This is a genomic window from Novosphingobium sp. BL-S-21 (genome assembly GCF_055521655.1).
Genome location: NZ_JBVFVP010000003.1, coordinates 723,281 through 747,533, shown reverse-complemented (window position 1 = coordinate 747,533; position 24,253 = coordinate 723,281). Strand labels below are relative to the sequence as shown.

20 protein-coding genes and 2 pseudogenes are annotated in these 24,253 nt (G+C 56.4%); 9 read left to right on the top strand and 13 right to left on the bottom strand.

Annotated elements, in window-relative coordinates:
* Window positions 1-362: 362 nt before the first annotated feature.
* The 3 genes from ACZ1J6_RS25710 to ACZ1J6_RS25700 form a co-directional block, all read right to left on the bottom strand.
* Window positions 363-1,379, bottom strand: a complete 1,017-nt coding sequence (locus tag ACZ1J6_RS25710; protein WP_132270555.1) for a ParB/RepB/Spo0J family partition protein — start codon at window positions 1,377-1,379, stop codon at window positions 363-365.
* A 1,408-nt stretch (window positions 1,380-2,787) separates the two neighbouring features.
* Window positions 2,788-2,943 carry a hypothetical protein gene (locus ACZ1J6_RS25705; RefSeq protein WP_465128529.1) on the bottom strand — a complete coding sequence of 52 codons (156 nt, stop codon included), beginning with the start codon at window positions 2,941-2,943 and terminating at the stop codon, window positions 2,788-2,790.
* Window positions 2,944-3,378: 435 nt separating this feature from the next.
* The gene (locus ACZ1J6_RS25700) at window positions 3,379-4,560 is read right to left on the bottom strand and encodes an AAA family ATPase (RefSeq protein WP_279388353.1); all 1,182 of its coding nucleotides are present in this window, start codon (window positions 4,558-4,560) and stop codon (window positions 3,379-3,381) included.
* A gap of 713 nt (window positions 4,561-5,273) precedes the next feature.
* On the opposite strand from ACZ1J6_RS25700, the gene ACZ1J6_RS25695 reads away from it, so the two are divergent.
* The gene (locus ACZ1J6_RS25695; RefSeq protein WP_465128528.1) at window positions 5,274-6,647 is read left to right on the top strand and encodes a replication protein RepA; all 1,374 of its coding nucleotides are present in this window, start codon (window positions 5,274-5,276) and stop codon (window positions 6,645-6,647) included.
* Window positions 6,648-7,842: 1,195 nt separating this feature from the next.
* On the opposite strand, the gene ACZ1J6_RS25690 is transcribed toward ACZ1J6_RS25695, so the two are convergent.
* Together ACZ1J6_RS25690 and ACZ1J6_RS25685 are read right to left on the bottom strand one after the other, a co-directional pair.
* Window positions 7,843-8,217: a Crp/Fnr family transcriptional regulator gene (locus ACZ1J6_RS25690; protein WP_243654480.1), complete on the bottom strand. Its 375-nt coding sequence runs from the start codon at window positions 8,215-8,217 to the stop codon at window positions 7,843-7,845.
* 608 nt (window positions 8,218-8,825) lie between these two features.
* Window positions 8,826-9,092: a GlsB/YeaQ/YmgE family stress response membrane protein gene (locus ACZ1J6_RS25685; RefSeq protein WP_132270146.1), complete on the bottom strand. Its 267-nt coding sequence runs from the start codon at window positions 9,090-9,092 to the stop codon at window positions 8,826-8,828.
* Window positions 9,093-9,480: 388 nt separating this feature from the next.
* Between ACZ1J6_RS25685 and ACZ1J6_RS25680 the strand changes: the two genes are divergently transcribed.
* On the top strand, window positions 9,481-10,401 hold the full coding sequence (locus ACZ1J6_RS25680; RefSeq protein ID WP_465128527.1) for an NAD(P)/FAD-dependent oxidoreductase: 921 nt from the start codon (window positions 9,481-9,483) through the stop codon (window positions 10,399-10,401).
* A 2,012-nt stretch (window positions 10,402-12,413) separates the two neighbouring features.
* Here the strand turns inward: ACZ1J6_RS25680 and ACZ1J6_RS25675 are convergent.
* Together ACZ1J6_RS25675 and ACZ1J6_RS25670 are read right to left on the bottom strand one after the other, a co-directional pair.
* Window positions 12,414-12,986, bottom strand: coding sequence for an opacity protein (locus ACZ1J6_RS25675; RefSeq protein WP_465128862.1), 573 nt, complete (start codon window positions 12,984-12,986; stop codon window positions 12,414-12,416).
* A 762-nt stretch (window positions 12,987-13,748) separates the two neighbouring features.
* Complete coding sequence (locus ACZ1J6_RS25670) at window positions 13,749-13,937, bottom strand: hypothetical protein (protein WP_465128526.1); 189 nt, start codon at window positions 13,935-13,937, stop codon at window positions 13,749-13,751.
* Window positions 13,938-14,370: 433 nt separating this feature from the next.
* Here ACZ1J6_RS25670 and sciP point away from each other — a divergent pair, with 433 nt between their 5' ends.
* Complete coding sequence (gene sciP / locus ACZ1J6_RS25665) at window positions 14,371-14,679, top strand: CtrA inhibitor SciP (protein ID WP_132270138.1); 309 nt, start codon at window positions 14,371-14,373, stop codon at window positions 14,677-14,679.
* Window positions 14,680-15,131: 452 nt separating this feature from the next.
* Here sciP and ACZ1J6_RS25660 read toward each other — a convergent pair whose 3' ends face one another.
* The gene (locus tag ACZ1J6_RS25660) at window positions 15,132-15,440 is read right to left on the bottom strand and encodes a hypothetical protein (RefSeq protein WP_465128525.1); all 309 of its coding nucleotides are present in this window, start codon (window positions 15,438-15,440) and stop codon (window positions 15,132-15,134) included.
* A 966-nt stretch (window positions 15,441-16,406) separates the two neighbouring features.
* Here ACZ1J6_RS25660 and ACZ1J6_RS25655 point away from each other — a divergent pair.
* Window positions 16,407-16,556, top strand: a complete 150-nt coding sequence (locus ACZ1J6_RS25655) for a hypothetical protein (RefSeq protein ID WP_465128870.1) — start codon at window positions 16,407-16,409, stop codon at window positions 16,554-16,556.
* 30 nt (window positions 16,557-16,586) lie between these two features.
* Window positions 16,587-16,847, top strand: a complete 261-nt coding sequence (locus tag ACZ1J6_RS25650) for a DUF6429 family protein (RefSeq protein WP_465128524.1) — start codon at window positions 16,587-16,589, stop codon at window positions 16,845-16,847.
* Window positions 16,848-16,851: 4 nt separating this feature from the next.
* Here the strand turns inward: ACZ1J6_RS25650 and tnpC are convergent, their stop codons facing one another.
* The 3 genes from tnpC to tnpA all read right to left on the bottom strand — a co-directional run bounded on the left by tnpC (window position 16,852) and on the right by tnpA (window position 19,289).
* A complete protein-coding gene (tnpC, locus tag ACZ1J6_RS25645; protein WP_465128523.1) occupies window positions 16,852-18,498 on the bottom strand; it encodes an IS66 family transposase in 1,647 nt (548 codons plus the stop codon).
* 87 nt (window positions 18,499-18,585) lie between these two features.
* Complete coding sequence (tnpB, locus tag ACZ1J6_RS25640; protein WP_429278417.1) at window positions 18,586-18,933, bottom strand: IS66 family insertion sequence element accessory protein TnpB; 348 nt, start codon at window positions 18,931-18,933, stop codon at window positions 18,586-18,588.
* Window positions 18,930-19,289 carry an IS66-like element accessory protein TnpA gene (gene tnpA / locus ACZ1J6_RS25635; protein ID WP_465128522.1) on the bottom strand — a complete coding sequence of 120 codons (360 nt, stop codon included), beginning with the start codon at window positions 19,287-19,289 and terminating at the stop codon, window positions 18,930-18,932. The genes tnpB and tnpA overlap by 4 nt, the downstream gene beginning before the upstream one ends.
* Window positions 19,290-19,371: 82 nt before the next feature.
* Between tnpA and ACZ1J6_RS25630 the strand changes: the two are divergent.
* The 4 genes and pseudogenes from ACZ1J6_RS25630 to ACZ1J6_RS25615 all read left to right on the top strand — a co-directional run.
* A pseudogene (locus ACZ1J6_RS25630) lies at window positions 19,372-19,594 on the top strand (transposase); the annotation flags it as partial.
* Between the two features lie 78 nt (window positions 19,595-19,672).
* A complete protein-coding gene (locus tag ACZ1J6_RS25625) occupies window positions 19,673-20,836 on the top strand; it encodes an IS110 family RNA-guided transposase (protein ID WP_465128521.1) in 1,164 nt (387 codons plus the stop codon).
* A 293-nt stretch (window positions 20,837-21,129) separates the two neighbouring features.
* Window positions 21,130-22,020 (top strand): annotated as a pseudogene (locus tag ACZ1J6_RS25620) (IS256 family transposase); the annotation flags it as partial.
* Between the two features lie 519 nt (window positions 22,021-22,539).
* Window positions 22,540-22,908, top strand: a complete 369-nt coding sequence (locus tag ACZ1J6_RS25615) for a hypothetical protein (RefSeq protein ID WP_132270128.1) — start codon at window positions 22,540-22,542, stop codon at window positions 22,906-22,908.
* A gap of 255 nt (window positions 22,909-23,163) precedes the next feature.
* Here the strand turns inward: ACZ1J6_RS25615 and ACZ1J6_RS25610 are convergent, their stop codons facing one another.
* Together ACZ1J6_RS25610 and ACZ1J6_RS25605 are read right to left on the bottom strand one after the other, a co-directional pair.
* On the bottom strand, window positions 23,164-23,460 hold the full coding sequence (locus tag ACZ1J6_RS25610; protein WP_465128520.1) for a hypothetical protein: 297 nt from the start codon (window positions 23,458-23,460) through the stop codon (window positions 23,164-23,166).
* A gap of 269 nt (window positions 23,461-23,729) precedes the next feature.
* A complete protein-coding gene (locus ACZ1J6_RS25605; protein ID WP_465128519.1) occupies window positions 23,730-23,939 on the bottom strand; it encodes a hypothetical protein in 210 nt (69 codons plus the stop codon).
* Window positions 23,940-24,253 lie beyond the last annotated feature (314 nt).

Here is a 24,253-nt window from a genome sequence, read left to right as displayed (position 1 = left end):
CCGGTAGGTGTAAACTTAAGTCAGATTAGCTTTTTCACCACCTAACCCTCTGCGCTAAAAAGGTTTTTTTAGGACGCGATGTTTGGCTATTTGATGATGCGCGCGTTCATTCGCTTGATCAACGAAAAATGGGCTAATTCGGAACCACCACTTTACGGGATAGGACGGTCGCGCTCTTCGATGCGCTGCTAGAATCTGAGAAAATGGGACGCATTTTCGCCGTAAAAAAAGTCCCCTCAGAAGCTTTCTCAGGGGAGAAAAGCACCATCAACGAGCCAAACCCCGCAATATTGGCGCTTGCGCTGTAAGGGCTGCTCTAGGCGATAATTGAGCGGTTTCCCGCTTTGTTCTACCTTGGGGTGTTATGAGTTTTCGAATATTTCGTCGATGAGGATTGCAAAAGCATCCTCAACCTCTTTTCGCTTTGCAGACAGCTTTACCGGGAGAGTGACAGTCATCCCGCGCTTTTTTGAAGCTCGCGTATAGGTGAGAATTTGGCTGCCGTCGGCAGCGCACAACGTGTAGGAAGTATTTTCGACTATCTGAGGCCGGGGGGGTTTTGCAGCCTCTTTGAACCTGCTCAAAACTTCCGCTGGCGCGAGCAGCGGCTGACCTTCTCGGCGCAGGCGCGCCTGCTCTTCCGCAACCCTCGAAGCCTCAACCCGAACTCGTTCCGCCGGTTCACCACCCTCCTTGATCAGCGTAGCGATAGTCCTTGGATGCGATACTGTGATTGCCTTCGAATCGCCGAACGCGGCGATAAAGTCCTGATCAAGATCGGCCAGCGCAAGATAACGGTAGACGGTGGCGCGCGCCATTCCCAGCCTCTCGGACATCGATGTGACATCGCCCTTGTAATGTGTCTTCAAGGCCATCGCGTAGCTACGCGCCCTCTCAAGGTCGGAGACATCCTCCCGGGCGCGGTTTTCAAGGTCGCTGAGACGAAACGCGGCTTCGTCGTCGAGCTTTTGAACGTCGACGAGATACCGGAATTCGGGATAGTTGTTTGCTCGCAGCCAGGAGATTGCAAAATGCCGCCTGGATCCAGCTACAATTTCATAAGGTACCGCAGGATCGTCGGTGCGGCGCACTACCGCCGCCATGCGCTGGCGTCCCTCCGATTTTATCGACTCGATGAGGTCAGCACATTCGCTATACGTTAGATCATCGTAATGCCGAGCGTTTTGTTTGGACGGTCGGCAAAGAGCGGGATCAATCCACTCAAACTGCTCATACAGGACGTCGGCGCCAAGGCGTGATATAGCTTTTCCGCGGCTCGCGAGAACGTCCCCAGACGGAAGTTCCGGCGTTTCCCCGCTATCGAAAGCATCCACGACTTCCGATGCTATCGAGGCGCCGAAGCCAGGTTTACGAGCCATCAAAGTTCACCTTTTTCTGAACTTGGTTGCCTATCGATGCGAACCAAGACGCTTGTTTGCAGATTCCCACAAACTTACTTGAGCATGCTGTGTGATTGCAACCGTTCGCCTAGCGCTATGCGCAGGGCAATCGCAAAGGCTTTCGAAAACGGGCTGGGCTCGCCAGGACAGCGGGCAAGCAAAATGTCGAATATTCCTGTTTGCCAGGCGATCTCATCTTGCTGATGTATGCCTTCTCCGCCCTTTGCCCTACCTTACCCTACCCTACCCTACCCTACCCTACCCTACCCTACCCTGCCCTGCCCTACCCTGCCCTGCCCTGCCCTGCGTGGCTGGGCACGCCGAGTCCGAAATGGTCGGCTTGGTCTCGCTCCGCTGGCTTCTGCCCGCCCGCGCCGGCTCGCCTGTTTAACGCAGCTTTGGGGTCCGATCCCTTGTTAACGCCCGGTCCACTTGTCTTTCGAGCCCTGCTTTAATCGTACCCCTTACGCGTTCATCCTACCTGAATGAGCAATCCGATCGCTGATGCCGCTTTCCTTAGCTCACCAGCACCTTCTTTCCCGCGCTGCGGGTTGAAGCGCATCCTCTTTCCTAATTAGCGGGAGCGGGCCGAGTTCATTTTAGGCATGCCAACACCAAACCTGACAGGTGGATCGGTTGCGAATATAGTCACAAGCGGCGCTTGGGATCTTGCCAATCGAGCGGGTTTATCAAAGCTGCGGTCATCAAATCTTAGCTCACTGGAAAAGGGTTTCGAGACGGGCAAGCCTTAGAGGAATTCAGCCTAAATTTTTGAGCCTCGGCGCAAGTCTAGGCCCCATGCACCATCAAACTGAACGCATTACGAAACCGAGTGAGCCGTTTGCGCAGTTGAGATTAAGTGTGGTGCTTGCCGTGCGCGTCGACCTTCCAGCACCGCCGGCCCGCCATCGGTCTGCAGAGACTACAGGCGCCCAGCCAAGCTTGTCTCCATTGGAGACTTTCCGCAGATCGCTGCGGCGTCATGATAAGACGCGGGTCCTCTACACGACAGGTTGTCTTTGTCTCCACTGGAGACTCATGGAATTCGCGCATTCCTTAAGGCTTCTCGAGCAGACTAAAAAAACGCCTGTTGGCAAGAAGATTGCGGGCGACCGGAGATGCATAATCTTGTCTCCACTGGAGACAGCCAGTCCATGCGGGTGGAATCGATGGAAAGGGATGGCGCATCGCCTTGCTTAGGCTCTGGATATGGCCATGAACCGGGGCGCATAGAGCGCGCTGCATATTACGCACAACGTTGTCTCCAGTGGAGACGGCCATAAATCGGAAAAGATTTGTGCGCGAAAGCCCTTGGTTGCCGTTCGGACGAGGCGCAAAAAATGGACCAGATTGACTTGGAAGGCCATGCTTAATCTTGTGGAATGCGTCATGGGTTCGTCGGTGCTACGGGCTTTAGAGACATCAATAAAATTGGTGCCAAGCCTTCCGACATGACCAAGCCTGTTATTGCTTTTTGCTCAGCAGCATTCCGGCCGATGTGCTGACCAAGCCTTTGCCCCCATAACCGCAGGACTTCAAACATGGATAGCGACAATTCGACGGGTCGGTGCGTACCAGTATGCAGCGCCTAAACGTCTCTACTAGACCTGCAGGGATCGGTCCCTCGGTGCAGCGATCGAGTTTTGCAAGATCCTCATCCCAACTTTAATCGGCGCGTTTTTTAGCGAGAGCAGGGCAGGGCAGGGCAGGGCAGGGCAGGGCAGGGCAGGGCAGGGCAGGGCAGGGCAGGGCAGGGCAGGGCAGGGCAGGGCAGGGCAGGGCAGGGCAGGGCAGGGCAGGGCAGGGCAGGGCAGGGCAGGGCAGGGCAGGGTTGCCCGATTGTCAATCCCCGGCAAGAGTTGTTCCCGATGGCAGGATCGAAAAACTACATCTTGGTTTGCAAGCGGAGCTGATCCGCCCAAAAAAAAGCCCCGATCTTTCGATCAGGGCTAATTCAACGGTAGGAACTACAGGCTTCCTAAATCTCATCCGCTTTGGAGGGCCAAAGCTTCCTAATATTCTGCTCGAGCTCGCGGCCGAGGTTGTTAAGCTGATTCAAACAACGTGTACGTACCGCATGGTTCGTGGTCGATGATGTCATGTCAAAAACGGTCTTGAGCTGGCTTGCCGCATTGTTGAATTCAGCGGACGTTTTCAGTTCCTGAGCGAACACGCTTCTGCCGAAAACCGTATTGGTAATATCCACGATCTGCCGCTGCGATTCAATATTCGCATCGCTCTTTGAGATGACCATTCCGACGAAGCCATACTCCGGCTGAATGTTATGTTCGTTGAGAGCGCCCATCGTCTCATCGAGCATGCTGAGAAAGGCCGTAGTCGAAGCAAAATCTACAATGCTGGGTGGTACTGGTATCAACAGCGCGTTGGCGGCATACATAACCGATAGCGACACCATGCCGAGGGCTGGTGGAGGGTCCATTATGATGACATCATAATTGTCAGCGATTTTATGAATGTCACGCGCGAGCGTCGTGAGGACGCTGAAACCATGGACACTTATGCGTGCCGCTACCTCATATTCCGCATTATAAAGCTTCAGGTTGGCCGGGATGAGGTCGAGATTGTGGAAATGTGTCTTGCGAACGATCTGTGCTATTCCGCGCTCCGGCTTACCTTGGAGCAAAGCGTAGATGCTGTCGAATTCATCGAGATCCTGATCGGGTATGTAACCAAATTGCATAGTAGCGGAAGCTTGGGCATCTGCGTCCACGAGCAAGACGCGATACCCGTGAATAGCCAAATATTGCGCCATATGGACTGCAATCGTCGATTTTCCCACGCCGCCTTTGAAGTTTTGGCAAGCGATCACTGCTGGCGGATCACCTTCTTGCCGCCACGGACGGGTATCGAAAACCTGCCGCATGGTGTCGAGGTCTCTAAGGGTATAACCTTTTCGGCGCCCCGCCATGTTTCGCTCTTGATGAGGCAGGCGGCCCTCTGCTTCGGCTATTCGAATAGCCGAGGCCGAGCGGCCAACTAATGCGGCTGCCTGCGATATAGTGAACATAGGTCCCGTACGTGGCGGCGTGTGCTGTATGTTGCGCTCTTGCAGTTTCCTCAGGACCATGCTCGCCATTTGATAATAGCGTGTGATCAGATCCTTGGTGCTACTGCCCAGCTCGGATGGGAGGGACGCCATGATAGTCCTTCTACCTGTCAGTTTGCTGCCTCAGTTGGCAGACTTGTCAATTTTCCTTAGATAGAACGCGAAAACTCGACAACCAAAAATTCACCTGTCTCATCGATTGGCGACTTCCTGCCCGTCGATTTCTGGCATCGATACCGCAATCAGCGACCGGTTGGCGGTATTTTGCTGCATACTACGGAAAATCCGACAGGCTGGGCGAGTCGATTTCGCGTGTCGCTGATTAAAGTACGGAGCTCAGCGATGGAAGGGATCGCACCGCTGCTGTGTAAGAGGTTTTTTTCACATATACCTTTATCAGCGAGCCATTCGCGAAATCTCGACGCGCGAACGAGAAAAAGCGAAAGGAATATTTCCGATCGCACTGTCCTGCATCTCGGAGGTTCGATGATAACCTGGAGGCGCTGCTTAAGGTACGGGTTGTCGCTGATAACGGTACGAAAGGTCGCTGGCGAAGGTATGTTCGGTCGCTGATTAAGGTAGGCGATCTAACCTACTAAAGAATCCTACTCCCTCTGGGAGAACCTTCCTTCGGTAAGGATGGGTCAAAAAAATGATTTTAGAACACCAGAATTTGCGATGTGTACCTTTACCAGCGACTGATTGGCACTTTTAGCACTCGTCGAGCCAAAAAATCGCCAATGTCTTGCTTTCCGGTTCAAATTCGCCACAATCCTCGGCGGACGATATCAACCAGGGGTGATTCTGTGGCCAGGCGGAAAACAGGAGATGCAGACGCTCAGATAGCGTTGCCGCTTGGCGCTCGCTTCGTCGATGCTCTCACAGCGAGCCCTGCGGAGGAAGTTCGCGCGCTGGCCGAAACCGCCGAAGCAAAGCGCATCTTTGACGCTGTGCGTTACGTGATGGAAGAGGAATCTCTCCCCAACTTCATGCATTCGGCTTTGTGTGCCATGTCTTTGCCGGTTAAAGCACCCAAGGACCCTACAGCGCCCGTCATTCGGCGAGACGGCAATATCTCCTTGATCATTCAGCCAATGGAGAGACAGGAGCCAAATGGCCCGGGCGGCGAATTTGTGTCCGTTAACCGGGGTGTGCCGTATGGCAGACATGCGCGTCTTATCATGATCTATATCATGACAGAGGCTGTCCGGACGAGAACACGCGAGATCTATCTAGGAAGTTCTTTCTCGAGCTGGCTGCGGCGAATGGGCATCACGAATACCTCGTCTGGCGGTAAGCGTGGTACCCGTACGAGCGTTCAGGATCAGATTGATCGAATCTTGAACTGCCAGTGGACCATCCGTTGGGACGATGACGTGGCCGACGGGCGGGGCAAGCGAAACGATGGCCGAAAAGCGGCCGTTCAAAAGGATCAAATGCGGGCATTCGCTGTCAATGACATGCGCATTGTGAACCAATATGCTGGCTTAAGAACCGGCGAGGGATCCTTTGTCTCGCATTTTGTTTTGTCCGAAGAATTCTACAATGAACTCCTCAAACATTCGGTGCCGTTCAATGAACGGGCCATCGTCGCCCTTAAAGACAGTGCTACCAAGCTGGATCTCTACACTTGGCTGGCCTACCGTCTGCCTCGAATACCTCAGGGAACGGAGGTCAGGCTCAGCTGGCAGGATCTCGCCAAGCACCTCGGCAATCAGTCCAGCACAATGACAAAGTTCAGGCAATCTGTGCGCGCTGCATGGGAGGAAGTATCAGGCGTTTATCAGCAGGCACGTCACTCAGTTGATCTCAGCGATCTAATCATCAAGCTGCGGCATGCTGAAAAGCCTATAAAGGGAATGCTTCTTGTCCAAGCTGAACAGGAAAAGGCAAAAAAGACCGTGCCAAGCTTGATCGAAGAAGCCGGAATGCTCCGCTTATACAGTTCAGGAAAAACTGACGAATCCAGCAAGCCAATCAGGTTCCCGGCAACGGGTTCTTTGGAATTTTCTGAGCCTGAACTCTATCGCATCGGCCGTGACTATGGTTCGAACAACTCGGTGAGCATAATGGCCGATGCTTTCAGGCGAGCTTTGGGAGGTCAGATCGACACCCTGGAAGGCGATGTGCTTAAGGATCGCTGGAAAAAGTACGTCGAGCGTTGGAAAGCGCCGTCTTAAGTGGACTGTCTCCATTGGAGACTCGGTTAATGTTCATCTTGAGGGTGCCTTCGGACCGGCAGGATCGCTAACGCCTCCCTGGACGCCTTGGCGTACCTTAATCAGCGACAATGCATATCCCGCTCCGTGCTCAATCAACCGTCAGTAGGCCGCTTCGTAAACCCCGCGCCAACCCTGAGTGAGACCTCTCGGCTTCGCTGATTGAGGTACGATAGTGGGCGGGGGGAAGCTACTGCTTCAGTCTGATGTCATGGAGATGTCTAGACAGCGTACCTTAAACAGCGATGATGTCGGATGTCCTGACTGCGGTCATTGGGACCTCGCTGTTTACGGTACGCCAGGTATTAGCCGCGATAGCGAATGCGCTATTCTTCAAGTTTGCGGGCGGTGGCGTACCTTTAACAGCGATAAGGATTACGAGGTTTTTGCGCGATCGCGCGATCCGCCTGCGCTGAGATGCCAAAAAATTCCGCAGGTGGTAAAAAAGGTCGGTCCCGCCCTGTTAAGCAAAGCACCAGCCTTAAGGGATCACACGGGGGCAGTGATCTGAATTTGAGGGAGAAAGCCCTGGACGTGCGTATCAGTGTGCCACGTGACACCGCTCCGGGCTCGCGGCGTTCGTGTGGGATTGCGTGCACGGTAGTTCTAAACCGTAATTATCCACGAGTTTGGACGGGACACGGTATTTGTGCGGGGGCAGGCGAACTCGCCCGACATTAGCTTGCCTTTCGACGACACCGAGCATTCGACTTCCATGCCATAGTTCAACACGCCGGCTACCTGCTTCGCGATGAGCGATTACGAGAGCAGAACTCATATCTCGCGCTTTGAATTCTAAGCGGCGCGCAACGCCAAACGCGTCGTCGGAGAATCGCAACGTGTAAACTTCCATCTTGGTCCTCCAGGCGGGATATGTCTCGGTAACGAGTCGGCCCGGTCATCTGTCCTTATCCTGGAAACTAAGGCAAATTCTTGGCAATTTGTTCCCGGCGCTACCTCTTGTTGAGCGAAATCAATCTGCAATCGATGTGGGAAACAAGAAAGCCACGCCGCAGGCGAAGCATCTTTTCGAATCCAGCCACGCAGAGCACGCCGGCTCGGCAGAGTAACATCGCGGCTTTGGGCAGGGAATAAAAGCGGTGGCTTTAGTCGGTCCGGCTCTGACGTCGCTGAACGGTGGCTACTCGATGAGCCGCTACCGGCTCATGAGAAGATAGCTGTCGTCGAAATTCGCGTAAGACGCCATTACATTCCAGTCCCTGACCATGACACGCCCCTTTTCGATGGAAAGGCCGCAAGCTGCTCGAAGCACTGCCATCGTCCGATTGACATGCACAGTGGTCAAACCGACGGCATCGGCGATCTGCGCCTGGGTGAATGCGAGGGGGAAATCGTCTTTGGCGGCCATCCCTTGAAAAGCCATGCGAACGCCCAGTTCGCAAAAAAGGTGCGCTATGCGCGTCGTCGCATCAGCTCGTCCAATGTAAGCTGTCCACTTCGCGAGTATGGAGGCGTCGACCACGGTGTCGCGCCAGAAGGCGATGGCAACGTCCGGATGTGAGTCAAGCACACGGCGCAATCGCTCGTGAGGAATCTGGAGAGTTGTAGACGGTACAAGTGATTGGATACCCCATGACGGGGTTGGTATGGGCAGCGAATGAAGATCAGCCATGTCGCCGGGAATGTGAAGGGCGGTTATCTGACGTTTGCCGTCCAGCATCTGATCGAAGCGACCCAGAACGCCGCGAACTACTAGAGTTGAATATGAGACTGGGTGCCCAGGTAGAATTAGGTCCTCGCCTCGCTGGACAGGCACCAAGCGGCCGTCGAGGTCCAGAAGAGCAGAGATGGAGGGCCTCTCCAATTTCGACCGTGAGGTAAGGCGCCGAACGAACAATTCAACGGCTGAAAGGTAATCCATTGTAATGCCTTAACCGGAATGGCTTAGGTAAATATAAGTCGGCTTCGGATATCTAACTAATTGCAAGGCTAGGAGTATTTTCTGCCTAACCTGGTTGTGTTTATGTTTGCGGTCACAAGCAACGAGCGCTGTTCGGGGCGCCCATATGGCGCCCATATTGCGTAGCACATTGCCAGCCAGATTGCGAATGCGTCACTGACGGCGGCCGGAGCACTTCGGCGAGGATACCCTGCCGAAGTGCGCTCACTGGCTGCTGGTTAACGCAGGCGACTACGCTGAAAGAAATTGACGATCGCCAGCAGTACGACAGCACCGACAAAAGCAATGATCAGGCCAGTGACGGAAAATTCCTGAACGCTGCCACGGATACCAAATAAGGGTCCGGAAAGGGCATTGCCGATAACGGAACCGATGCAGCCGACTACGATGTTGAGGAAAATGCCCATAGATGCATCTCGGTTCATCACCAAACTGGCCAACCAGCCAGCGATGCCGCCGACGATAAGCGCGACGATCCAACCCATATTCTGTCTCCGTGTAATTTAAGGGGGCGTGTTCACGCGTTACAATTCATCAATCGGTCAAAAGATCCTCTTGTTGAAATTGACGGGCCAGCGATGAAGAACGGCGGCAGGATACCCCCGACATGGCTACCAGATCTGTGCTTGAGCAAAGGCTTTATCATGACCAGGACTGGTTGTGAGACCAGACCGGCCGACGGGGGCATATGTCTCCCGATCTGATCTCATAACCCCTTTCACGATATCAGGGTTATGACGCAAAGGCTCTTTGGGGCATTGCGGATACGTTCGAGATAATCCACTCGGGAAAGACGGACATGTTAGCGTCCACTCGAGACCTTCTCTCCGTCGCAAATTGGAACCGGATGGTACCGATTGTCTTGTGCTTAACATGACAGCACCTCTTGATTGCCTTGTGATTGGAGCGGGCCCTGCGGGACTTACCGCGGCTATCTATCTTGCCCGGTTTCACCTCACGGTTGAAGTTGTCCACGGCAATGACAGCCGTGCTGCACTGATCCCGCGCACACGAAATCATGCAGGCTTTCCTGGTGGGATCGCCGGCTCAGATTTGCTTGAACGAATGCAGGCGCAGGCGAGTGAATTCGGGACTCACTTCGTCAAAGGCATTGTCGAGGATTTGCGCCGAGAGAAGGATCTCTTTGTCGCACGGAGCAGCGATAACCGTTGGAGCGCACGATCTGTTCTCTTGGCAACAGGCGTGGTAAATAACTGCCCCAATATGCCCAAGAAGCTTCACGACGAGGCTCTGGCTCTAGGACTGCTTCGTTATTGTCCCATATGCGATGGTTATGAAGTTACAGACCGGAGAATAGCCGTAATCGGTACGGGGGAACGCGGCGTGAAGGAAGCAGTTTTCCTCCGGATGTACTCTAGCGATGTCAGCCTGATCTCCTTAGAGGGCGCGCATGATCTGACCGCAGAGCAGCGTAAAACGCTGGAGAATGCCAATATCGCTCTTCATGAAGGGCCGTGCTTGGCATTCGGCATAAGAAATCAGCAGCTTGCTGTTTCTATACCCGAAGGTGATTTCGCTTTTGATGCTGTCTACCCGGCGCTTGGCTCCGTCATCAGATCCGAGCTCGCTGTTCTTCTGGGCGCGAAAACGAGTCCGGAAGGTTGCATCATCGTGGATCCGCATCAGCGAACGACTATACCTGGTCTTTATGCTGCTGGAGATGTTGCAAAGGGGCTGGATCAAATCAGTCATGCGATGGGGGAGGCCGGCGTCGCGGCGACGGCTATGCGCAACGATCTGGCATGCACCCGCCCTTTGCTTCGGCCTTCATAGCCATTGCGACCCAAGCGCCCCAGCAAGCCATTCATCCACAAGCCGGTAAATGGCATCATCTGATACATGACTCTGAGAGAGACACAGCATCCCAGCGCCTGGTAATCCTTCTTTCTCAAGTCACCTTGCATTTCCCAGCCGCGGTGCATTCACCGCGTCAAATCGAACGCCTTGACGCGCATAGGGTAAAATGATGGCAAGCGAGAGTCCTTATCATAAAAGACTGTCTTTTCGGAGGCAAACGCGTCGATCGCGGACGGGTGGTAAGCGCGAACTTTAACATCGCCCACTGGCCATAACCTTCGACTGAAGGGCTGGACCGGTCCAAATCCCTGCTTTCGGCTTTTTCTGCGAAACTTGCGACCCCGTCATGCGTATTCCCACGGTCTGCGGCAGTTTCCGCGGGACCTCATCCTCATGCCATATGGACACCAAGCACAGATGAAAGCACCGATATTCGATCTATCCTGGGGCCTGGCGCAAATTCAAATGGTAATGCCGCATAGGGAACCTGCATTCACCTACCGCGTTATAGACGGCCCTGGGGCCGGAACAAATCTCGAAGCGCTTCCTGGTCTGCCGGTTTCCATGACCATGGAGCAGGTCCGGCCATGTGATGGATCGGTGGTAACCTGACCCCATTTAACCGGGTCGAGAACTTACACCCGTGGGGCCCGCGTGAGATCGCATTGCGAGACAAAGCCCGAGAGAGTGTTACAGATCCGGGCGTCTCGCTTCGGACAATGATCTGTGGGGTGCGCCGCTTGTTACCCGGATTTGTCAGTTCCCTTACGGCAGACAAATGTGGCGGATCAGGCCTATCGCTTTGCTTCCGCTGGTCTATGGCCGATCATTAGCAATCGCGGCGATAGGAACTTGGCAGGCCAGACCGCCGTTCTATAACATAAGTTATTGCTGGACCCGGGTATTCTTACAGTTTCTGCGTAATGGACCCAGCAACGTCTCAGCCGCTTGTCACCCTGCTTATAAGCGGCTTTTTGCTGGTCATCGCCAGCATATTATCGGACGGTTTATTCTATAGATGGATCCGAATTATCGGCGGACTTGTGGGTTTCGCGATTATCGGAGCGGGCCTCCTTTTCTTTTAGAGCACGCGCTGTCGCTTGATCCATGCCGCTGACTGCCATTATGCCGCGGGATCCGGGAACTCAGGTGATCCTGCTTACCTGCGGATGCCGTGTAGTGATCGGAAGCTGCCCCCGCGACCCTCCAGAAGAGTGGACACAATCGAGCCCTTGTGAATGCGAGATGGGTCGCCTCATGTCGAAAATCGACTATGTACGTCGGGACCGCGCTTGCAATCGGCTGTTCTGTCCCCAGCCTCTAAAAAAATGAACGGGCTCCAATTGTAGAGCCTGAGTCCTGGCAAGCTGACGGGGGAGTACCGGGCGGTGTCTTACATCTATAACTGAAATATAGAGTTAGGGGCATGTGCGACTATTGCACCATGGCGCCGTTCCCTCAGGTATCAGCTAACCAAAAAACAGAGGAGCAGGCATCCTATCGAAGGGGTCACCTTGTATCTGAGGCCAGGGGAGATCCAACTGACGAAAACGATAATCAGGATCATGATCCCGAGCGGGCAGGGGTAGACGAACGTTCCCGTTGCGGAGCAGGGTCTCAACTGCGGTGCGGCACAAGTCCAAGATACGAAGGAGGCAAACCTACTCCAAAGATCGCCGGATTTTCGCGGATGCCGTGGAGATAACTGCGCGAGCTGTCTTTCAGGACCGGACGCTTCTATTTGCGATGAGGGCGCATGCATTAATCTTTGCTGCGGAAGCAGCGAAGCCGATGGCGGACTGGAAGAATAAAGGAGCCGCTGACCGCGATAGGGCATTTCAGTCCACACCACATTGTGCGTGGACAGCGATGCTGCGGCCGCAGGTTTAAAATGCCAAGCCCTGCTCCACGCTGAGAAGAGACCTTCTTCGCGGAAACAGGGCGGCATTTCGAAAGACCGAGAAACCCGATCAAACGTTCAACTCAATTTAGAAATGCATGATCACGCCGGCCATAGGGCGAATGCTGTCGAAGTCGTAGGTGTCTACCTCGAGGCGAAGGCGCACACCGCTGTTTCCAGTGACGCCGCCCAAGCCGATGTCCTTGGGGCCAACTTCCACACCTACGCCGTAAATCCAGTCGCTGTGATCTGCATAGGCCCTGCGGCCATTGACCCATTCGTATCCGGCCGACGCGTAGACCATGCCGCTGTCGCCCGCACGGGCGCCGAGGCGGCCCTTCACGCCGTACTCCCAGTCAATGTCGTTGAAGCCCTTCGCAACGTTACCTTCAGCGCCCACGAAGACGGGACCCAAGGGCACGTTGATACCTGCAACACCCTGAACCAGTCCGCCGTTCATTTTGCCCCCACGCGGGGAGCCGAATTCGCTTCGGCGATCGTAGCTATCGTAACCGCCCATCACACCGATATACGGTTCAATACCGAAAGCCGGAGTTCCATCTGGGGCAGTCGCGGTTTCAGACGACGTAGTGGTGTCCTGAGCGTGTGCAATCGCCGGCATGCCTGCAACAAGCGCTACAGCAAAGATGGCTTTCTTAATCATTTGGTTTTGTCCTGTAAAAGAAATATCTATAAAAAATAATACTACAATGGTATAATCTTCAGCGCCGATATCGCCCGTTTCATCAAGATTTATTTACATATCGAATTTGGGCGCTTGTCTGAAGTTCTGTCTATTTCGCGTTCAAAAGTGATTTGCTGGCAGGAGAGTTCCAGCGTCAAAGCGATCATAAAATCTATGTGGCATTCATGTGACACTTAGGTTCGGGGGACGAGCGAAATCAAAAGCATCCGTTTGACGCGTTGGGGCAGGATGAATGACGGGCGATTGGGCATCGCGTATTGCGAAATCAGCTTGAGCTTTTGCCGCTACGGCCATCCAAACCATGAACCGCGGGAAGATTGTGTGCAGATGCGTGCAGGGTGCTGTGATTTGCGCGGCAGGTCTTCGCTTTACCAAAAGGATGCCACCGCTTGCTTTGCTGGGGGTGATGCCTTCAGGGTCCTGCGAGAGAATTTGGCAAACTCTGGCGAAGGGCGATATGCGAAAAAGGCAAGATGCCGCCGCCTTAGATCTAGCACACGATTAAGGCGTAACGGCTGAGGGAAGTTCATCGTACAAGGAGATGAACCAAACATCGGCGCGTGTTTTGCCGGCTTGTCCGATGGCAGTCACCACTGCGTATCGTTCAAGGAATTACGCTCGGCCAACGGAGCCGGGCGGCGCGGGTATCGAGAGACAATCCGCCTCCTAGCCTAGCCTTGGCCTGATAAGGTGACGAAGAGGGTAACTTCAGACGGGTCAGTCTCCAATCAGGCCTTTGCGCTGTTGAGCGCCAGTCTTTTCCTTGTTCATCTCGTCGACATGGGAAATGTTGTACCCCGCGAATATAGCCACAATCATCGTTACGACTGCGGCCACCACGACCAATCCGGCTTTGCTCTTCCGCTTGGTGCTTGGCTCATCCGGTCCTTTTTGGCTTTGCGGCATCGTCCTATTCCTTTCCTCTGCCACGGCGCACGAACTGCAGCGTGCTGCGTCTTGTTCAATCGTGAAGGCTGTGATCGGCTGATTGTTCCCTGCGACGAGCGTGCCGCCCTGCGATCCTCAAGCATGGAGGAATGCGAACGGGAGAAGTGGCGGCAGCCGAGCCGCCGTGTGCGTTCGGTCAAAGCGAAACTTGATTGTTTGGCGGCAAGAGATCGCTAGCCCATGCTCATGCGCGCAATCGAATGCATAGCCTGCCGTGCGGATGGTACATCTCGACATGCCCGGCTCTTGAAAACCGTTAGGCGCAGGAGGGAGTGAACAACTGGGAAGTGCGGCAATATGGCCAAGACCATCAAATTCATACAATATCTTAACAATGATCAGCTATTGAGCTCGAAAGCGTTTTGACGACCCCGCCTGCTTAGAGATTGAGATGATAATCACCGAATTGAAAAATGGTCGCCCGGAAAGTGTTATCGGACCGTTAGGTGAACCTCTGACCCTTAATACGCTTCCTCCCAAGAATGCCCGCTGGGTTGTCCGCCGGAAAGCGGAAGTCGTAGCTGCAGTCGACGGAGGATTGCTAACTATGCCCGAGGCATGCGAGCGGTACAGTCTTACGATCGAAGAATTCGTGACGTGGCAGCGCAGCGTTGAGCGATCCGGTCTCAGGGGCTTGCTCGTATCTAGGATACAATTCTACCGAGATAAGTACGGCCAATCTCAGCGGCGCCATGGTTAATGGGTGCGTCGCCTAGCAGTGGCGGTTCAAACCGAGCAGCCTCCGATCGAGAGCTCGGCGCCATTGTCTCAAGCGACATCGGAAAGAGCCCCCTTTGCGCCAACGGAAACTGCCCCAATCGCTCCTAAGTATTTTCCTGTTCCAACGGGGCAGCGGACTTTTACAAAAGTCCGCCGTGCCGTTTCTCGCGTAGTCTGTAGAGCGCAGCCGGCCGTGGGTAGCGCGTTCGCAGCTGCCGGAAGACGCTCGCAAGACTTCGAATTGGTTGCCCGTTTGTGATCCGAGGATGACCCCATACTTGGATTTGTGGTACGGATCAGAATGCTTGGCGTTGCTAGGCCCAAACGTTTGTGGAATTGCCCGGACCAAGAGCAATTCAGCGGAATCGGGAACGGCCCACGCGTACGACCAATCGGCGGAGGAGGCCGGCTGGCAGGCCGAACCACACCGGATCAATCTCGCACTTGAACCGGTTGACTTTCTGAAAGGCATCCACCGGCGAAAAATCGAACAAGCCGAGCAAAGCGAGGCGCATTTCCGCAAACAAGCGGCACGCGTTCAATCTCGAGAGGCGTAGGCGCTGGCGGCGCAATCTGCTTTTTTCGGATCAGTAGTTTGGTTCTTGTCGAGACCATTGTTTTGTCTTGGGTGAAAAACTGCCGCGTTTGAGAAGCGGCTTTTTGCGATATTGCTGATCTCCAGTGATGCGGCGTGGAGGCGCTTATCAGTGAAATATGACCTATGGCGAACTTATCGAACATGCGCGCTGCTGCACCGGCTGGCAATTTTCCGTGGCGGCACTCCCGCAGACCATGTGTTCGTCCGCGACTTAGTGCCTCAGTTGATCGAGGCTGTGCGCCATCTTTCGGAAGAGGGCACCTGAGATGAAAAGCGAAAAACCGCGCGGTAACCGGCGACACAAAAGCGCCGGGATTCACTGAGAACCGGTGGGTACGAAAGACCGGCGGCAGCAGGCAAGAGCCGAATTGCCGCCGGCCAGCGGAACATCTTTTGCATGCTCAGTTCCACCCCCGTGAAGCCGGCAGTCTATCGAAAATGAAGTGTCGTCACAATAAATAACAATAGGTAGTCCTGTGATCGAGACAACTTCCCAAATGGCTTGGCCACGATCCCAAGGTCATCGTTGCTCATCATGCAGCCAAACGAACACGAAGTAGGCGCTGTCCGGCCAGTCGTCCTCAAGCGGTCATTCACTCGTGGGATTACTCCCGGCTGCGCGGCAGGCCCCCAATTTTGATTCTCGCGTTGTTTTGTTTGCCTTGTACGACCTGCCCAGCCTGGCAAGGCAGGGACAAGCCAGCGTAAAGGCAGGCAATAAACGGCAGAGCGCGCGGGGCGGCGGGCAAAAGGACCGCGTCTTTTCAGCGAATCCTTATCTTCTGGGTACGTCGCGCCGATGGCTCAATCTTCCATGGGTTTCGTTTTCCAACCATTTTACTTTCAAACCGGTGGTATGATTGATAGGGGGTCTTTGAGTGCGGCGTATCTTTCAACGCTTTTGCGACCGTTTTTTGGAATCGCCGTACTCACTTTTCCGAAACCGACAAAGATAGACTGCTTGCTTCCGGCAAGGCCAAGGCTTGTGCTTTTAAGCGCTGAGGCGCGGATCGTGTCCCAGGACGTGGTGTAGCTGAAGGCTGAGGTGGTCACCGTGATTTTCGGGTAGGTTTGGGTTGTGAAGCTCAAACCTGACGGAAGGAATCACGATGACCGATCCGATGATGCACTTGCGTTCGCTGGTAGAGAAGGCCCCCGATGCAGATATTCTGCGCGAGATGATTTCGTTTGCCGCCGAGCGGCTGATGGAGAGTACGCATCCGATAACGGACGCAGTGGAGCGAGGGGCCAAGATGTGAGACTATCGGCAGCGCCGCGAGGAGCTGCCTATGGAAGAGCAGGATATCGATACCGACCGGATTGATGAGGCTGTTCTGGCTCTGATGTTTTTGACGCTGCACGACCTGGATCGGACGTCAGGGACTTGTCGAGCCTGGAAGTCCTTTGATTGGGATGCGCTAGGACGCTTGTACGAGGGAGGATTGATCAACAATCCCGTGGGCAAGGCGAAGTCGGTAGTGTTGACCTCAGCCGGCCGTGAGCGCTGTGAGCGGCTATTTCATGAACTGTTCCGCAAGCCCTCGGTCTAACGGTTCAGGCAGCGATTTCCTGTGTGAGCTGCTCCTGAGCGGCCTTCCAATTCCATGTGAGGAGTTCGTGAAGGCGGCTCTGGGGTATGTCGGCGATCCGGGCGAGGACGTCGGTGAACCAAGCGAGCGGATCGACGTCGTTGAGACGCGCGGTACCGAAGAGGCTGAACATCATCGCGGCGCGCTGGCCGCCACGGTCAGAGCCGACGAACAACCATGCTTTTCTTCCCCGAGCCACGCTGCGCAGCTCACGCTCGGCGGCGTTGTTGGAGAGGCATATCCGGCCATCGGCAAGGAAGGTGGTGAAGCCGTCCCAGTCGTTCTGGAGGTAGGCGATGGCCTTGGCCACGGCATCGTGACGAGAAAGTTTGCTGCGTGTCTCGCGCATCCAGGTCTCGAGTTCGGCAACGATGGGCGCGGACAATTCCCGGCGTACGGCCAGACGCTCGGCGGCAGGCCTGCCGTTGATGTCGCGCTCGATGGCAAAGAGCCGGTCGATGATCTCGAGCGCTTCACTCGCCAGCGGCGAGACAAGAGGCGTAGCGCCCATTTTCCTGCGTTTGAGTTGCTGCCTGATATCGACGAGCTTGAAGAATTCCCGGCGTGCGTGAACCCAGCAATTGGCGCGAATCATGGGTTTGTCCGTCCGGCCTTCCTCGAACAGGGCATTGAAGCCGGCATACCGGTCGACCTGGAGAATCCCGGCATAGCCTGCCAGATGGGCGCGAGGGTGCTCACCTCTACGATCGCTCGAGTAATAGCATAGCGCCACCGGCGGAGCCGTACCGCCGAACGGGCGGTCATCGCGCACATAGTCCCATATTCGCGCCACGCTGGTCTTGAGCTTGGCCAGAAGCGGAACGGTGGTGTCGTCGGCATGCAGGCGGGCTGCGGCAAGCCCGTGGGCTTCCAGCAGCAGGAACAGGGGTTTTACCGCTACGCAGATTGCGCCGATCTGATCGCCAAGGGTCGAGAGGCTCAAGGGGATGCCTTCGGCCTCGAGCCTGTCCCGCTGGCTATTCAGGGGTTGGTGCAGGCCGTACTTCTGGAAGGCGAGATTTGCCAGGAAGTGCGGCCCGAACATTCCGCGCGGAATTACGTGGAAGGGCGCGGGTGGCTGGCTGATCTTCTCGCACTTACGGCAGGAGACCTTCTCGCGCACGGTCTGGATCACCTTGTGGCGGGCCGGAACGCGCTCGAGCGTTTCGGTGACCGCCGCGGGAAGATGGCTCAGATCATCCGAGCCGCAGCACGGGCAAAGGTCCGGCGCGGGGATAACTACCTGCTCGCGCGGGAGATCGGCGGGGAAGTCGCGGCGGGTGGATCGCGTGCGGGTGAACGCCTGGACCGTGGTGGTCTTGGCAGCTGCGATCTGGCCAAGCAGCTCGGCCTCGCTGGCATTGGCCTCCAGTTCCTCGAATGTCAGCTCGAGTTGATCAAGCAGGCGCCGGCTACGCTCGGAGCGCGAACCATATTTCTCGCGGCGCATCTGTTCGTTCATCAATTCGAGATGGGCGTTGCGAGCCCGCAGATCGGCGTTGATCGCCCAGACCTTGGCGGCCTCAGCCTCTGCTACCAGCGCCTGTTCACGCACGATGGCAAGTTCAGCGCGAAGCTGCACAAGCTCATCGGGTGCGTCGCTGGAGACCATGCGCGGATTATAACCCGCGCGTTCCCAGAAACCCAGCATTTACAGCACTTTTATGCCGATCCTGCTGCTACTCTACGAGGTAAGGAATCACCCGACTTGCGTTGGGCGCCAGGTTTCCTGTGGGTTGCGCCAATCCACGCCTTCAAGCAGGCACGCCATCGCGGAAGCCGAGATCGCGATCGTCCCATCCTTTGCTGATGGCCAGACAAAACGCCCTCTTTCCAAGCGTTTTGCATACAACGACATCCCAAGGCCGTCATGCCACAAGATCTTACACAGCGATCCGCTTCGTCCCCTGAAGACGTACAGATCGCCGGCATGAACGTCTTTGCTCAGGGATTGCTGGACCTGCAGGGCCAGCGAGCGCATTCCCCGCCGCATATCCGTGTGACCCAGCGCAAGCCACACCCTCACGCCACTCGGGATCGGGATCATCGGGCCAAGGCCTTGATGACGGCCGCTGCCATGGTCGGCGATGCCGAATTGTAGATGCTCACCCGGGCGCCGTGGGAAAGCTCGACCATGATCGCCGGCTGCACGGGCGTGGGCATGGAGCTCTTGTCTTCCAGCACGACCGCTTCGATGAAGCCATGGTCTTCCTGCGAAGCGACGAGCGCCGCGTTCAACTTGCGCCGCCAGGTATAGACCAACGCAGTGGAGACGTCATGCCGCCGAGCAACCTGCGCGACACACGCACCCGGCGCAAACGCCTCTTCCAGAATGCGCCGCCGTTCCTCAGCACTCCAGCGACGGCGGCGTTCAGGCCCACCGAAAACCGTGATCCGTCCCACAAACACCGCTCCTAAGTTCGCAAATAACTGCGACCTTAAGACCGATCCATCACACCACCGGCAAGGCGCCGCTCAGCGGATGCGTACGATGGAGATGGAAGTCGGCAACCTGACCGGAGCCGGCCATGGCGAGAAATCTGCGGCGAGGCTGGTCCAGCGCAACGGCTACCGCGAGCGCGACTGGCAGACGCGAGCGGGGACGGTCGAACTACGCATCCCCAAGCTCAGGAAGGGAAGCTACTTCCCCGGGCTTCCTCGAACCCCGTCGCATGGCCGAGCGGGCGCTGACCGCAGTGATCCAGGAAGATCCCATGGCGAGAGGTGGATAGCGGCTGGCGCTCTGGCAGAGTGCGGTTGCTGACCCTAACTCCGTGGAGGCAACCATGCTTGCAGCTACAACTGATCGACCCCATGCGCCGGCCGCTATCCGTATTGATCTTGGCGCCATCTTCGTTTCGATGGAACTGAGTAAATCGACGTGGCTAATCACGTCGCTGTCACCAGGTGCTAGCGAGCGGATGTCGAAACATGTCGTGCGCGCTGGCGACATCGCCGGCCTGATGGACCGGTTCACGCAGCTTCGCACGAAGGCGGCCCAGAGGACTGGCCAGGATTTTGGCGTAATCGTCATCCAAGAGGCCGGTCTCGACGGATTCTGGATTCACCGCGTACTCGAACGGGAGGGCATCGAAAGCCATGTCGTCGATCCCGCATCAATCGCGACGTCACGGCGACGGCGGAGAGCGAAGACCGACAAGATCGACGGCGAAGCGCTGGTGCGCGCCTTGCTCGCGTATAAGAGAGGCGAACCACGGGTGTGCGCGATGGTTCGGCCGCCGAGTGTGGAAGAGGAGGACCGGCGCCGCGTCTGTCGTGAGCGCAAGGTTCTGATCAACGAGCGCACCTGCCACGTCAATCGGATCAAAGGTCTGCTCTTTACGCAAGGCATCACGGGTTACGAGCCGATGCGTCGCGATCGACGCGATCGGCTCAAGGATATGCAAACGGGCGATGGCCGGCCCCTCGCTCGGCATGTCGAAGGGCAGATTCACCGCGAACTCGATCGCCTCGAGCTGATCATGCAACAGATCAAAGCCGTCGAGGTGGAACGCGATGCTTTGATCAAAGAGGAAGCAACCGACACTCCGGTCACGATGCTCATGCACGTCAAGGGCATCGGACCGGAGTTCGCCGCCGTTCTGTGTTCGGAAGGTCTATTCCGGCATTTTGACAATCGACGACAGCTTGCTGCCTATGCTGGCTTGGCGCCCACACCATGGCAGAGCGGATCAATCCGACGCGAGCAGGGCGTCTCCAAGACCGGGAATGCTCGGCTGCGATCGACCATGGTCGAGTTGTCTTGGCTCTGGCTGCGATACCAGCCGGACTCCGCGCTTGCGCGCTGGTTCCATGAACGCGTGCAACACAACGGCGGCCGTCTCAAAAAGCCGACGATTGTAGCACTCGCCCGCAAGCTCCTCGTCGCCTTGTGGAAATATGCGACTGCGGGCGTGGTGATCGAGGGAGCCATAGTGAAGGCCGCCTGACGCAACACCCTACACCAATCCCTGGAGCCTGATCAGCTCCGCGGATCCAGGAAGCGAACCGAGATATAAGTTGGCGTTCACCGCCGCCAGGAAGACTGGTCTCGCTTACCTCAGCCCGTCCCGCCGTAAGCGGGATAATGGTGCAGCCGTTCCGGACGGCGACCGCATGTGAGCTGGATATGGGTCGATTCGTCGGTCCGCGTCATACAACGGGCAAAGCCTGGATCCGATTGCCAAGGAGACGGCCAATGCTGTCACGACATTAAACCTTGACCGACGTCCTCGTCATGTGAGCGTATATCCAGGGCATCTCCACCCGCTCGGTAGATGACCTGGTAAAGGCGCTGGGTATGGATGGGATCTCGAAGAGCCAGGTCAGCCGGCTGTGCGAGGAACTCGACGAGAAGGTCGGTGCCTTCCTCGAGCGCCCAATCGAAGGCGACTGGCCGTACCTATGGATCGACGCCACCTACGTGAAAGTCCGGCAGAACGGGCGTATCGTGTCGGTGGCGGTGATCGTCGCGGTGGGCGTCAACAGCGATGGCCGCCGCGAGGTGCTAGGCATGGATATCGGTCCTTCCGAGGCCGAGCCGTTCTGGACCGCCTTCCTGCGCAAACTGACGCGCCGAGGACTGCGCGGTGTTAAGCTGGTCATCTCCGATGCGCACGAAGGCATTAAGGCGGCGGTCTCCAAACTGCTGTGCGCGACCTGGCAGCGCTGCCGCGTCCACTTCATGCGCAATGCACTTGCCCATGCCGGCAAGAGCGGCAGGCGCGTCGTCTCCGCCTTCATCGCCACCGCCTTCGCCCAGGAAACTCCAGAAGCTGCGAGCCAGCAGTGGCGTTCGATCGCCGACCAAGTGCGGCCCAAACTACCCAAGCTAGCCACGCTGATGGACGACGCTGAGCCCGATGTGTTGGCCTACATGACATTCCCGCGCGAGCATCGCGCCAAACTACACAGCACAAACCCCATCGAGCGCCTTAATGGCGAAATCAAACGGCGGACCGAGGTCGTCGGCATCTTCCCGAACGAAGCCGCCATCACCCGCCTAGTCGGAGCCATCCTCATGGAACAGTCCGACGAATGGGCCGTCCAGCGCGCGCGGTACATGACGCTTGAAACGATGGCCCCGCTCAGCGACAATCCTATTGTCATGCTGTCGGCAGTACCCGGCTCATGATCGGCTCAGGCTGAGGCCGAAAAGCAAGGTGGTCCAGAAAAGCTACACCACCTCTCGGGACACGATCGAGGCGCGGGGTTCTTGTTCCATCCGCTCATTGAGCTCTTCGTGACCGAGCCCTCGTCATTACCTACCGGCTTTAGCTCACGCGAACCGACCCACCTGGTTGGCCGCCATGGCACTGCCATGCTCCATCTTCTGGCTCACCATGTCGTCCTGGAAACGGCGAAGTAGCCTGCCGTTCCAATAGCTCCGCAATGCTCGGTAGAACTTGCGGAGATAAGCCGGCCAGACTCGCAGTTGCCAAAAGATTTGCCCGCGCAGCGTGTGGTTGTTCGACGGAAATTTCGGCGAGCCTGGCAGTGGCAGCTGCAAATCTGCGCGATAAGAAATGTATGAAAGTGAGAGGGGACGCCAGGGGGCGGCAAGTGCTCACGTGCCTGATTCCATAAATTACGCCTCAGAGCCTTATTTCGTTCTGTCCAAGGAACGGGCGAGGCCATGAGATGTTCATCATTCATGAAAACGATGTACCTTACGACCGTCCTCGTGGTGGCGCTGGCCTGCGCTGCATGCGATGGTCCGCAAAAAAAGGCCGGGGCTACAAAAGATGAGCAGGCTGCCAAAGCTGCTGGGCAAGTGTACGAGGGGGATGGCCCGGCTGAGCGCGCCGGAGCGGCGGAAGACCGTATAAATCGCGCGGAGAGCAAGGCCAGGAAATCCCAGGCGGATGCTCTTGAAGATCAGGGCCGCGCTCTGCGGGCCAAGGCGGACGCGGATGCCAAAAAACTAGAGCACCAGGCGGATGAACTCCGGGCTGCCGCAAAGACGCAGGCAGATGCTCTAAAACAGCAGGCGGACAAGCTTAAGTCGGGCGCGCGTCAGTAGCTGCATCTTTGCTTCAGTGTTACGGTCCTGCCACCTTGCTCAAAGCGACGGGCATAGAGGTCACGCAGCTTGCCCGATCAATGGAACAGTCTCGACAGCTTGTCGATCGTTTGCCGGCGATTGAGACACGAAGTCATGGGTGGTCGACGATGAAGACCTTGTGAGGGCAAGCTCGGCCAACATGTTGATCGAGCTTGGGTACCGCGTCGTGGATGCGGCATCGGGCGAAGATGCCGTGCGGATGCTGAACGAAGATCAGAGTATCGACTTGCAGGCACGGATCATCTCATGCCAAGCATTACGGGTACCGATCTTGCCGATAGAATAAGGGACGCGCTGCCCCACATCCGCATTCTCGTTATTTCCGGCTACGCCAATAGCATCGGCCTTCCGCCGGACGTTGCGCGGTTGACCAAACCTTTCAAACAAAGCGACCTGGCCTCGAGCCTCGCCCGGCTTTGAATGATCGTTCTGAAGAACCGCAGGGCAGCGCAAGGCGACCGGCATCGGTCCATCTGTACTGGATGGATTCAAAATGATTTTCAGGCACAAGAGTGCCAAATTTGCGCAGCACCGAGTTTTCAAGCGCCAAAGTGGCGTCCGCAGGTTTCCCCTAATCATTGCTTGAAGAGCCCGCGATCAGGGAACCCGGCCTTGCTACCCGGCTTTACGTTCCTGATCGCACCGGTCAGACAGGACACGATTTTGCCGCCCGCGAAGATCGAAAAGGTTCACGTTTGTCTCTGCATTGGCGGTGCGGCGTGAGCGCAAAAAGAGCCGCCGCCTCGCTGAATGCCGGCAAATACGAGGACGTGCTGGTCTCAAACGCCCGGCCAGACGAACTGAACCCTTGTCTCGCATTCTATTAGCTTGAGCGTTGCAGCGGTAATCGCGGAAAGGACGAAGCTGTGAAAATGTTGTCGTACCTTCTCTTTGCCGCCGCCACCTTCGTGGCAGGCTGCGCAGTCTTGGGTTACGGTTTTCTGACCAGTCTTGCGTGCGGCTACGCGCCGAGCGCCGATGGTTGCCATGGCTACCCCTGGCATCTTAATAGCGACGATCAGCTATGGCTGGTAAAAATTCCGGCTATTCTTATCATTTGTCTCGTTGCCGGCGGTGTCATTGCTCGGCGCCAAGCTCGGCGCGGCGCCGACAACGACCGATAGGCGCCGGATACCGTGGCAGCCGGCCTGGCGAATCTGAAATTTCCTGTTGACCTGCGGCCTGCAGGCGTCGCCGCCGATCTTTGTTAAGCGTGAGGGCATCGCGGCAGCCTCGCTTCGAGCAGGATTTCGCGTGGAGGCTATAGCCGGGCAACTGTCCGCTATTGTTCTCTCGAACAAAG

Bases quoted from the DNA above. Each gene is read 5' to 3' on its own strand.
- ACZ1J6_RS25685 (WP_132270146.1), bottom strand. From the start codon at position 9,092: ATGGGTTGGATCGTCGCGCTTATCGTCGGCGGCATCGCTGGCTGGTTG.
- ACZ1J6_RS25680 (WP_465128527.1), top strand. From the start codon at position 9,481: ATGACAGCACCTCTTGATTGCCTTGTGATTGGAGCGGGCCCTGCGGGA.
- tnpB (WP_429278417.1), bottom strand. From the start codon at position 18,933: ATGATCCCGATCCCGAGTGGCGTGAGGGTGTGGCTTGCGCTGGGTCAC.
- ACZ1J6_RS25655 (WP_465128870.1), top strand. From the start codon at position 16,407: ATGACCGATCCGATGATGCACTTGCGTTCGCTGGTAGAGAAGGCCCCC.
- ACZ1J6_RS25710 (WP_132270555.1), bottom strand. From the start codon at position 1,379: ATGGCTCGTAAACCTGGCTTCGGCGCCTCGATAGCATCGGAAGTCGTG.
- ACZ1J6_RS25625 (WP_465128521.1), top strand. From the start codon at position 19,673: ATGCTTGCAGCTACAACTGATCGACCCCATGCGCCGGCCGCTATCCGT.
- ACZ1J6_RS25615 (WP_132270128.1), top strand. From the start codon at position 22,540: ATGAAAACGATGTACCTTACGACCGTCCTCGTGGTGGCGCTGGCCTGC.
- ACZ1J6_RS25660 (WP_465128525.1), bottom strand. From the start codon at position 15,440: ATGTTCGATAAGTTCGCCATAGGTCATATTTCACTGATAAGCGCCTCC.
- ACZ1J6_RS25700 (WP_279388353.1), bottom strand. From the start codon at position 4,560: ATGGCGTCCCTCCCATCCGAGCTGGGCAGTAGCACCAAGGATCTGATC.
- tnpC (WP_465128523.1), bottom strand. From the start codon at position 18,498: ATGGTCTCCAGCGACGCACCCGATGAGCTTGTGCAGCTTCGCGCTGAA.
- ACZ1J6_RS25650 (WP_465128524.1), top strand. From the start codon at position 16,587: ATGGAAGAGCAGGATATCGATACCGACCGGATTGATGAGGCTGTTCTG.
- ACZ1J6_RS25605 (WP_465128519.1), bottom strand. From the start codon at position 23,939: ATGGCAACCATCGGCGCTCGGCGCGTAGCCGCACGCAAGACTGGTCAG.
- ACZ1J6_RS25670 (WP_465128526.1), bottom strand. From the start codon at position 13,937: ATGCCGCAAAGCCAAAAAGGACCGGATGAGCCAAGCACCAAGCGGAAG.
- ACZ1J6_RS25705 (WP_465128529.1), bottom strand. From the start codon at position 2,943: ATGTTTGAAGTCCTGCGGTTATGGGGGCAAAGGCTTGGTCAGCACATC.
- sciP (WP_132270138.1), top strand. From the start codon at position 14,371: ATGATAATCACCGAATTGAAAAATGGTCGCCCGGAAAGTGTTATCGGA.